Origin of the sequence: Wolbachia pipientis (assembly GCF_023661085.1) — a bacterium.
Classification (GTDB): Bacteria; Pseudomonadota; Alphaproteobacteria; order Rickettsiales; family Anaplasmataceae; genus Wolbachia.
On sequence record NZ_JAHDJT010000026.1, the window covers coordinates 1 to 10208 of the forward strand.

Annotated in this window: 8 protein-coding genes; 7 read left to right on the forward strand and 1 reads right to left on the reverse strand. The window is 35.8% G+C overall.

Annotated elements, in window-relative coordinates:
• The first annotated feature begins 224 nt into the window (after nucleotides 1-224).
• The 7 genes from DM84_RS01790 to DM84_RS01820 all read left to right on the forward strand — a co-directional run bounded on the left by DM84_RS01790 (nucleotide 225) and on the right by DM84_RS01820 (nucleotide 9586).
• Complete coding sequence (locus DM84_RS01790) at nucleotides 225-746, forward strand: cytochrome b (RefSeq protein ID WP_250778003.1); 522 nt, start codon at nucleotides 225-227, stop codon at nucleotides 744-746.
• Between the two features lie 5 nt (nucleotides 747-751).
• Nucleotides 752-1798, forward strand: a complete 1047-nt coding sequence (locus tag DM84_RS01795) for an NAD(P)H-dependent flavin oxidoreductase (protein WP_250778005.1) — start codon at nucleotides 752-754, stop codon at nucleotides 1796-1798.
• 104 nt (nucleotides 1799-1902) lie between these two features.
• A complete protein-coding gene (locus DM84_RS01800) occupies nucleotides 1903-3081 on the forward strand; it encodes a hypothetical protein (protein ID WP_250778007.1) in 1179 nt (392 codons plus the stop codon).
• Nucleotides 3082-3182: 101 nt separating this feature from the next.
• Nucleotides 3183-3545, forward strand: a complete 363-nt coding sequence (locus DM84_RS01805) for a hypothetical protein (RefSeq protein WP_250778009.1) — start codon at nucleotides 3183-3185, stop codon at nucleotides 3543-3545.
• 35 nt (nucleotides 3546-3580) lie between these two features.
• Nucleotides 3581-5935: a VirB4 family type IV secretion/conjugal transfer ATPase gene (locus DM84_RS01810; RefSeq protein WP_250778011.1), complete on the forward strand. Its 2355-nt coding sequence runs from the start codon at nucleotides 3581-3583 to the stop codon at nucleotides 5933-5935.
• Nucleotides 5916-8936, forward strand: a complete 3021-nt coding sequence (locus DM84_RS01815; RefSeq protein ID WP_250778014.1) for a hypothetical protein — start codon at nucleotides 5916-5918, stop codon at nucleotides 8934-8936. The genes DM84_RS01810 and DM84_RS01815 overlap by 20 nt, the downstream gene beginning before the upstream one ends.
• 134 nt (nucleotides 8937-9070) lie before the next feature.
• Nucleotides 9071-9586, forward strand: a complete 516-nt coding sequence (locus tag DM84_RS01820; protein ID WP_250778016.1) for a WBM0748 family T4SS-associated protein — start codon at nucleotides 9071-9073, stop codon at nucleotides 9584-9586.
• Here DM84_RS01820 and DM84_RS01825 read toward each other — a convergent pair.
• A complete protein-coding gene (locus DM84_RS01825) occupies nucleotides 9583-10071 on the reverse strand; it encodes an SH3 domain-containing protein (RefSeq protein ID WP_250778018.1) in 489 nt (162 codons plus the stop codon). The two genes, DM84_RS01820 and DM84_RS01825, sit on opposite strands and share 4 nt — an antisense overlap.
• Between the last annotated feature and the right edge of the window lie 137 nt (nucleotides 10072-10208).

Consider the following 10208-nt stretch of genomic DNA (forward strand, 5'->3'; position numbering starts at 1 on the left):
TAACCTGTACAGATTGGGAAGTTAAACAAATAGCTTCAATACTATAATAAGGGTATTGGCGAAGGTTGTCAAGTAGTTTTTTTGTTTCTGTTGGATGACGGCTAGGGATTGCTTTCGAATTACAATTTGTATAGCTGTATCATCGGTACACCTAAGTTGCTTTAATAAATTTTGATTGAAAAATAGTTTCCCTATTATATAAATGCTACTTTAGAGTAATCAAAATGGAAGACAATAAATATAGCTTAGGTTTAAGGATTATTCATTGGCTAATGGCTGTTTTTATTATCGGTATGCTCTGCTCTGGGTTTTATATGAAAAGCTTGCCAGTTAGCAATGAGTTTAAATTCAGCATGTACACTATTCATAAGGCTTGCGGAGTCACTGTTTTTGGATTGGTCGTAATACGCATACTTTTTCGCGCCTTTACTTGCATTCCGCCACTTCCAGCAAGCTTTTCTCGATTTGAGATCAATATAAGTAAAACAGTACACTTTGGTTTATATGCTTTAATGATACTGGTACCGTTATCTGGTTATGTCATGTCTTCTGCCTCTGGTAGGGGGATCAAATATTTTTTTCATATTCCTTTGTTGATCAGTAAAAACAAAGAGCTAGCGAGTGCTGCCAATGGGCTACATTCAATACTTGCGTATTTTATAGTATTCTTTATAGTCTTGCATATACTGGCTGCTTTAAAACACACATTGATAGATAAGCAAAACATTTTTAAACGCATTATATAGATTATATGTTGAGCAATCTCTGGAAAAAAGGAACGGATTTTCTTGGTAGTGAGTTTGCAATAATGGGTGGTGCTATGAGCTGGGTTTCAGAAAGAAGCTTGGTTTCAGCAATCTCAAACGCTGGTGGTTTTGGCATAATCGCGTGTGGTGCTATGTCTCCAGAATTGCTGAGAAAAGAAATCACAGAGACACAGAAACTAACTAACAAGCCATTTGGCGTCAATCTAATCACTATGCACCCAAACTTGAGTGAGTTGATAGATGTGTGTATTGAAGCAAAAGTAAGCCACATAGTTCTTGCAGGTGGATTACCGGCAAAACCTAGCATAGAAAAAATCAAGAATGTGGGCACTAAAGTTATGTGTTTTGCACCATCATTAAGCCTTGCGAAAAGGTTAGTAAAGATAGGGGTAGATGCATTAATAATAGAAGGAATGGAAGCAGGTGGGCATATAGGTCCAGTTAGTACTTCTGTTCTCGCACAAGAGATATTGCCTTACTTTAAAAGTGAACAAACACCAGTGTTTGTTGCAGGTGGAATAGGAAGGGGCGAAATGATAGTGAATTACCTAAAAATGGGAGCAAGTGGCTGTCAAATAGGTACATTATTTGTCTGCACAAATGAGTCGATCGCCCACAAAAATTTTAAGGAGGTGTTTATTAAGTCGGCTGCACGTAATGCGGTTTCTTCTGTACAAATAAGTGCTGATTTTCCTGTAATTCCAGTAAGAGCTATAGTCAATAAAGCGAGCGATGACTTTGTGAAGCACCAAAGAGAAGTTATTGATAAGTACCAAGAGGGGCAAATCTCAAAGGAAAACGGACAGCTTGAAATAGAAAAGTTTTGGGCTGGAGCCTTAAGAAGAGCAGTTATCGAAGGAGATATTGAAACAGGATCTTTAATGGCCGGTCAAAGCGTTGGCATGGTTGATAGGGAAAGACCCGTAAAAGAAGTGATAGATATGTTAATTCAACAGGCAAACAATTATATCGAAAGCAAATCTGTAGAAGTGGAAAACTCAATCATTAGCAAAGCAAATATCAACCAGTAAGCAAATCGCCGTAATCGTCCATAATAGGGCATAATCGCCCAGTTTTAATGTAAAATTAATGCCGATGAGGTATCTATACATTTTGTTATGTATGGAGGAATGCTATGCCTGCTTTACTTGGTAAAAAAAATGATTCAACTCAATCTTCGAATAATGGTTTACCCGCTAAAATGCAAGATCTTACTCAATCTTTGAATAATGAAAAAGATCGTGAGTTGTGTGAAGCTATATACAAAAAGGTAACAAAAGAAAGGCATCACTGCCCAAGCCCAAAAAAGGGAGATAGAGTTATCACAAAATGTATAGGGTTTTTCGAGGATGGGGCTGATCCTGAGGTGTTAAGTGGATTAGCAGAATCGTTGAGCGAGCAGATCGAATCAGAGAAATTACCAAAAAAAAAAGAAGAATATCAAAAATATTATAAGTATTATATCGAAAACTTCCTTCCAGCGTTGCTACGAGAAACAATACAATCAGAGAAATTAGGACCAGAAAAAATAAAGCAGGTATTAAGAATAACTTTGGACATTGTTAAGCAGAGTAGGGAAGAGGAATGCAATATCCTCCTTTCAAACTTAGAAACAAAAATAACAGAATCAACAAAGCTAAGCTCAGAAGAAAAAACGGAAAGAAAAAAAATGACTATGGAGCTGAAAATTTCAGATGATCTTAGAAATAGTCAAATAAGCGGACAAGATAATGCAGGTACTCCCCCACCCAGTGACAGTCCAGGTAGTAGAGCAAATTCACCCGTACCGAGTGAGAAAGACCCACTATCATCACCAGTAAGTGGCAGAAGGGACAGTATAAGCGCAACATTAAGCTCGGTTGGAGGAGATGATGATCTACAAAGAGAAGAAATTGAGGATCAAACGCAACCGGAGCAGCCTGCAAAAAAAGAGCGAAATACGCAAGAAAATGAAAACTCAGGTGGTCAAGCAAATCCAATTGGTAATGGTAATCCACAAAAAAGAAATGAGGATCAACCGCAACCACCAAAGCAGAATCCAGAAGAAAAGCCAAAGAAGCAAGAAAATGAAAACTCAGAGCCTACAAAACAACCCAATAACAGAAATTTTCGCACTGCACTGGCAACATGTTGTGCTCTTTCAGTAGGATGTCTTGTTGCAGGAGTAGTAACTTTGGGGATGGTAGGGGCAGGATTGTTGGTTATGTCTGTGGTGTTTGCTATAGCAGCAGTCACACGATATTTAACCCCTCCTTCAAGTAAATTAACATCCACCGATTTGAGTCCTCTTATTGATGATAGTAAACAGCGGTAAAAATTAAATATATGTTACTCGTAGTGAACAGGCAAATTCAGTTCTTGCCTGTTGATATGAAAGTTGTTATAATCAGGTGGTGTTTAAAAGGTATTTAGTTGATGCGCATTCAATTGAATAAAGTTTTAGTTTTTATAGCCCTGTTAAGCTTCATTTTTACATCATACTCAGGCGAGGCGATTCCAGTGGGTAATGAACTAAAGGATATACAAGAGACGGTAAAGAATTTTATTTCTTCATTTTCAGTTAAGGATACCTTAGAAAATATGAGTCCTTCGACAATCATAGGATTATGCATAGCTGCAGTGATACTTGCAATATTGTTTAGGGGTCTGATCTTTTTCATGATAATGTTTGGTGTACTGGTCATGATGTTCGGTAGCACGGAAAAGGCAACTGACTACTTGAAAGAGAAGTTTAGTTTTGCAAAAGTAAAACCTGACAACGAAAAAGATAGAAATTAAGTATCACTGTCTTTATTGAACGCACATGATGTTGTATGCAGCCAAAAATACCAGCAATTAACATTAAGCTTGAAAAAAAGAATAATTTAGCATTACTAGAAAGCATTGATTTAGACTTTATCCCTTACGCTTGCCATTATGATGAAGAAACCATACTAACAAAACAGGGAGAATTATTAAAAATAATTAAGTTGGAAGATTATTCCTCTGCTGATAACTACAGCGACCTTAGAACTGAAATTAGAAAAAGCATATCAGAAAATATCAATAGCTTATATTTCACCGTTTGGATTCATACTGTCCGAAAGCGCAATAAACTGAGCTTAAAATGGAATAAAACTGGAGACTTTTCTGATAAGCTACATTCAACATGGCTTAATAAACTTACTGATAGTAAACTGCAGTACATAAACGAGTTGTACATCGTAGTATTATTTAGCAATTTTGGCGAGCATACTAATAATTCATTTTTTCTTAGCAAAATAAAAAATCAGCATAAGCTATCTCTACAAGAAAACCATCGGGAATTACAAAGGGTAACTGATTTAATTCAAAGTGATTTGGAGCCTTTCGGAGCTAGAAAGCTGGACCTAAGGTTTAGTGAGTGTAAAATGTATTCTGAAATGATGGAATTTCTCCATTATATTGTTACGTTAACACACAAAGACTACCCAATATGTGAAAGGGACCTGTCGCAACATGTTAAAAACTTAAAGGTAGCTTTTGGTTTCAACACATTTCAAACAACATTTGAAAATCAACAGAAATTTGGTTCTATTTTTTGTATAAAGGAATATCGGGAAATCCCTTTAGAAAATATAGATAGGTGTTTACAACTTGACTCTGAGTTTATTATTACAGAAATAATAGTATTTACTAGTAATAACAAAGCAGTCAAAGAATTCAAAAAACAAATCAATATGCTGCAAGTCAGTGAGGATAGTACCTTACTTCAAAACCCAGAAATCAAAAAAATAATAGAACTGGAAAAAACTTCTGCTATAGACTTTTGTCAACAGAAAATTATTTTCACAATTTTTGCTGACGATAGAAAGAGACTAGCCGAAAATATCAGCGATTTGTCCGCCGTAATGTCGTTAGTCGGTTTGATGATGTTTAGAGCTGACCTACATATGGAAGATCATTTCTGGGCACAACTTCCAGGCAATTTTACTTTTGTTGCACAACCGAAAAATATATTAAAAAAATACGCCTGCAGCTTTGCTATGCTACATGATTTTACGTCAGGTACATTAAAAGGAGGAAGGTGGAAGGAAGCAGTAACAGTCTTTTTTTCAAAAAAAGGAAGCCCTTACTTTTTTAATTTTCATGGAAAGAAAAACAATGGTCATACTACGATACTTGGCGCTCCGAATTCAGGCAGAACTTCACTGATTAACTTCCTATTGTCAGAATCAAGAAAATTTGATCCTAGAATTGTCATACTAGACAACACTGGAAAGTCAATAATTTTTACTAAAGCGGCAAACGGCAAATATTACATAATTGATCCAAAATATAAAGATAAAAGCTTGAAATTTAATCCACTGAACATTGAAGATAGTGCTTCCAATCGCAATATGCTAGTTGAACTGATCAAAAGAATGGTGGCTGATACAAACTCGGTGGACGTGGAAGAGAAGATAAAAAAAATTGTAGATTCTATATTTGCTATACCAAAGGAATCGCGTTCTATTTCGCAAATTTCTGAAGTGCTCTTACTTCTTGGGGGTAAGATAAGTAAATGGTGTGGTGATGGTGAGTTTGCTTATTTATTTCAAGATGGTGATGAATCGGATATTGACTGGGAAATGAGAACTATATCTCTCAACACAGCAAACCTTACAAAACGAAAGGAATGTATGTCCGTGATACTTTACTATTTCTTATACTCTTTTGAAGCAAAATGTGATGGCTCGCCTGCGATACTTGTTTTGGATGAAGCATGGGAAATAAGTAATATTTTTCCTACAGAGAAAGAGTTTGATAACTGGATGCACAGGATGACAAAATTAAATGTTGTGGTAATTCTAAGTACTGAGAACTTGAACCTAGCATTTGCCAGCAAATTTACTCAATATCTGGATAAACACGTTGATACAAGGATTTTGATGCCGGACATCAATGCAAATAGGTTATACATGAAAGCATTTTCTCTATCGAAAGAGGAACTGAACATAATCCTGCAAACACCAACACAAGAAGGTTTATTTTTGATAAAACAGTACAAAGGACTAGTAACTTTGAATTTAGATTTGAAAGATATGCAAGAAATATACATACTTTCAGCTAATAAAGATACTATAAAGTATATGTACGAAGCAATAAAAGAAAAAGGGGAAGAAGTTAGTAAGTGGTTACCGGTGTTTTATGAAAAGTGTAAGGCTTAAAGCCAAATTTTTTTTCCTAGTGTTGATTTTGCTTGGTGTAAATAGTGGGTACTCTGATGTTTGCCAAGATATATATTTTCGTACTGACGCTGAAGCTGCAGGGAGCTCAATAGGAAAAGGTTTTTGGAACTTCATTACTGGCAAATGGGGTGATTTAAAATTTGATTCTCACTTATTAAAAGAAATTAAAGTAACGACAGTGAAAGATCAAGGAATAAGTGATTATTTTGATCCGAAGATTCAAGTTTGCGACTATGAAGGAGGTAATTGTTATATATTACCCAACAAAACATCATGCCGCCAGATATACGGAACGCAAACAAGCGGAGCTGGAATTTCTGCAGCAGTTTTCATCGATTGGGAAGGAGATACAATATTAGATAGTGGTAAAATTAAGGAAGGAGTTGCGGAAGGTCTTGGATGGGAATGGGCAGATGGTGTCACTGACGAAGAGAAAAGTAAATTTGTTAATTCTCCTAAGATATGTGCTTGCAGCCAAAAAGCAGCTTGCATGGGGGGGTTTTTCTCATATTTTTCTAGAATAGGCGAAGGAGCAAATATTTTCCGTCCTGGAGATATGGCAAATACCTGTGATACTTGCTATCAAAAAGTGGTGAAATGCGCTCCTGTACCACTTGCACCTGGCCCACCTCCGTTCTGTGAACAAATTGCGATGTCACCCCCACAGGTCAGAATTGTTCCTATAACAAATGAAAAAAATGATTACTTTGATCCTAAGGTTAAGGTAATTATTGGTGACTTAATAGGACAAGACGGAGAAATCGGAGAAAAGTTAGATTTTCCCAGAAAGTACAAAGAGGATAAGGCTGGGGAGAGCCCTACTCCGGGTGAAGTTAAGGAGCATTCTATTTTAGATAGAGATGGTACTACACACTACTTCGAAACATACAGAAAAAAAAATAAACTCTGCACTGAATACCGTGGCACTGAAGGGGAGGAATCTCAAAGAAGATTGCAATTTCCTGCTCGTTGTTTCCCATCACCTCCTGCTCCAGAGCCCAAAGTAGTGAAGATAGTAGATGAAAATACGTTAAAAATAGGAATAAAGATGAGCAGGGAAAATTGCATGCAGCAAGTAAATGGAAGTTATAGTGATGGCTATTGTACTTTTGACATTAGTTTTGATGCTAGTGAAGGTAGGGAAGAAATTGACCCACGGTCTTTTAGAGTGGTCAAACCAAGAATAGTAGAAAAAACAACTAAGAATAGTAATGATGAAAGTAACATCACTGATGTTATAGAAGGTATATTGAAAAAGAATCCTCAGTTTGCAATTTTGGAAAAATATGGGCTTACTCCTAATATTGGGATCCAGTTTCCTAATGGTGAGGATTATAGTATAACAAATTCCACAGAAGGCAATGAAATCAAATCTACTAAGCTGGAATTAGATGATATGGGGCTGCCAAGAATAAAAGTAAGGTACATGGGAGTGAGGGACCAAAAAAATTCTAAAAGAAAAATGCTCTGTCTTTCTGGTTGGAAGCCAGAACCAGAAGAGTTTATACTTAAGAGAGGAAATGAGATAATATCATTAAAATCAATGGGAGCAAGGTACGTTAAGTACAATACTGTTTATTCAAAGGAGTCGAATCAACTTTATTATTTCCCTTGCGACGAAACAACTGATGTTTTGGCAAAGCCACAGAGCGAGCTAGATAAAATAATATTCAATAAGCGGGGATATATTTTCATTCCTGAAGAAAATACGAATAGAAACAATTGCGTTGCGGAAAAGGATGAAGAAATGGATACAAAACAGGATTGCAACAGATGCAAGATAATATATAAATTAATAGATGAAAAGCATAAAGAAAAAGAATGTAAACAAGATCAAGATGGTTGCCTTTGCTCTGGTAAGGCTTGTAGCCGCTCAACACAATATTTGAACAAAGAAAATGGTCAATCATTTTACTTAAGATATGAGGAAGTGGATTGTAAAGATAAAGATGGTAGAACACTGAAAAACGAAGGAGGTGAAATACAAAAGTGTACACAGTTGAAAGATCAATTGGTTAAAGCGAACAGAACAGAGGTTTTTTATGCTGATAAATTGTGTAGGCTTGATTTGGCAGGCTTAAAAGCGAAATTGAAAGAAATAATCAAGAAGCAGTTAGAAAAGAAGAAACAAGAGATTGAAGGGAAGGATCGGAAAACTTATGATCTTGGAGGTGGTTATTATGATCTTGGAGATGGTTATTATGATCTTGGAGATGGTTACAAAGATGACTTGTCGATAATGTTTGATCATGTTGAAATAGAAGCATGGGGAAGTGGTGAAGCAGGTCATATAAAAAACACTGCTTACTCTACAGAAAGCAGATCAGGAATGCCAGGAGATTATATTAAAGCTCAATTGAAAATTGATCCTGATTATCCTGTGATTAAGGTGCGAGTTACAGAGGGAGGAGGTAACCAAGAATTTAGTGACACAGATAAAGACGGGGGACCCATTTTTATAGAAAAATGTCGTTCAAACAAACAAGATTGCAAGCTATTAATCACTGTTGCAGGTGGAGGGGTAAATAAGCTATATGGTGGTAAGAAGTATAGCACACAGGTTTATGTAGACAATTTAGCATCTCAAGAAGATTTAAAATTAGAAAAACTAATAGTAACAGATAAAATGTCCACAGATAACCAAGTAGCATATATAAAAGATGGTGAAATCAAGTATGAAGCAGTAGAGTGTGACAGTAGTTTAAGAATCAGTAAACCTGGTGCAGGTGGTTGCATTAACAAAAGCAAAAGAATTTATGGTAAAGGCTCCCCAGGACATTTGAAGGTTAGACCCATTATAAAGGAATTTAGTGCAGAAGAAATAAATGCTGCTATTGAAAAAGTAATAGAGAATCAATACGATCTTGGAACTATGACTGATTTTTCAATAGGGGACCTTAACGTGAATATAAGAGAGGTAATAGAAAAGGAAGTTAAAAAGGAATTGTTAGGGTCAGAACCAAAAGATTCTGAATCATAGCTTAAAGTGCCTTAACACCACGAATTTTACCTCTTACTTTAATAATTAATTAAAGTAAATCACGTATTAATTTGCTATTCAGTTTAATTGCTGTATTTTAACAAAAAGGTACAGCTAATGTAAGGGGGTGCTTTATGTCTCTAAGGAATAAGATTTCTGGGCTAATAGAACAACAATTTAACATTAAAAACCATGATAACTATTTAGCTTACGCTATACACAAGTGGGCTGCAAGTGAAATGTCCGATTCCATTGCTCTTTGTATAACTGGCAGTGGCGAATGCAAGATTAAGTATCAAGACATTGCAAATTCATTCAACATAACAAAAGAAGAAATTGACCAGGACAATATTGAAAGTATAGGAAATAAAATAAGAAGTGAAGCTGAAAAGGAAGATAGCAAGTTTTCTGAGTTGATTTCTAGAATGGATCAATCGCTAAAAGAGCAGAGTGAAAAGTCTATTATACAAATTTTAAATTCACCTGCTGAGAAAATGTTACAGAGCTTTTGTGGGCAATGCAATAGCTCTACAGAGGAAAGCAGTTCCCCTGAGTCTCAAGAAATCAGTGATGCACCCTCTGCTTTACCTGAAGAGCCTACCACAGAAGGTTTAGAAACTGCTACCGGTCAAGATCTTTTTTTAACCTAATCAACCCCATATATATACTCTTTTTGTACCCACGCTTTACGTTTTGAGGAGGACAGCAAACACCATTTCTCATTGCATTTTTCTATTCTCATTATAACGTATTCGTCTATTTTCATAGTAATCTTACTGTCCATGTTCTGTTTTTGATATCCATAAGTATCCTCTTTTATCATCGCGTAGCGCCTGTTACTGAGAAGATTACTTTTTATCCATCCACAGTCTTCTTTTATATCACAGACCCTTTTCCAGTTTTCAAACTCTTCTGTCACTTTCAGGGGCAGATTTTTGCAAATGTATATCCATGTTACAGGATAGTGAAACCCTGGTCCTGTTCTCATATTGACTTTATTTGATTTTATTGAAACAAAGTTGCTGGCAAACAAGTTAGGACTAAATAATAAAAACAATAGGATAATAGTAGATCTATTTCTGAACCAAGATCCCAGTGTAACGCACTGAGATGATGTAAGTGGTTTATTCATCATAATTCACGATTAGATTGACATAAGATAAAGAGTAAATTAAAAATTGAGTAGATTTTTAATTTACAATAGATGCCCATAGAAATATTAATGCCTGCTCTTTCCCCGACAATGAGCAAAACTGGGGGGAAAATCGTAAA

Coding starts and splice junctions, on each gene's coding strand:
- DM84_RS01790 (WP_250778003.1), top strand. CDS start 225: ATGGAAGACAATAAATATAGCTTAGGTTTAAGGATTATTCATTGGCTA.
- DM84_RS01795 (WP_250778005.1), top strand. CDS start 752: ATGTTGAGCAATCTCTGGAAAAAAGGAACGGATTTTCTTGGTAGTGAG.
- DM84_RS01800 (WP_250778007.1), top strand. CDS start 1,903: ATGCCTGCTTTACTTGGTAAAAAAAATGATTCAACTCAATCTTCGAAT.
- DM84_RS01805 (WP_250778009.1), top strand. CDS start 3,183: ATGCGCATTCAATTGAATAAAGTTTTAGTTTTTATAGCCCTGTTAAGC.
- DM84_RS01810 (WP_250778011.1), top strand. CDS start 3,581: ATGCAGCCAAAAATACCAGCAATTAACATTAAGCTTGAAAAAAAGAAT.
- DM84_RS01815 (WP_250778014.1), top strand. CDS start 5,916: ATGAAAAGTGTAAGGCTTAAAGCCAAATTTTTTTTCCTAGTGTTGATT.
- DM84_RS01820 (WP_250778016.1), top strand. CDS start 9,071: ATGTCTCTAAGGAATAAGATTTCTGGGCTAATAGAACAACAATTTAAC.
- DM84_RS01825 (WP_250778018.1), bottom strand. CDS start 10,071: ATGATGAATAAACCACTTACATCATCTCAGTGCGTTACACTGGGATCT.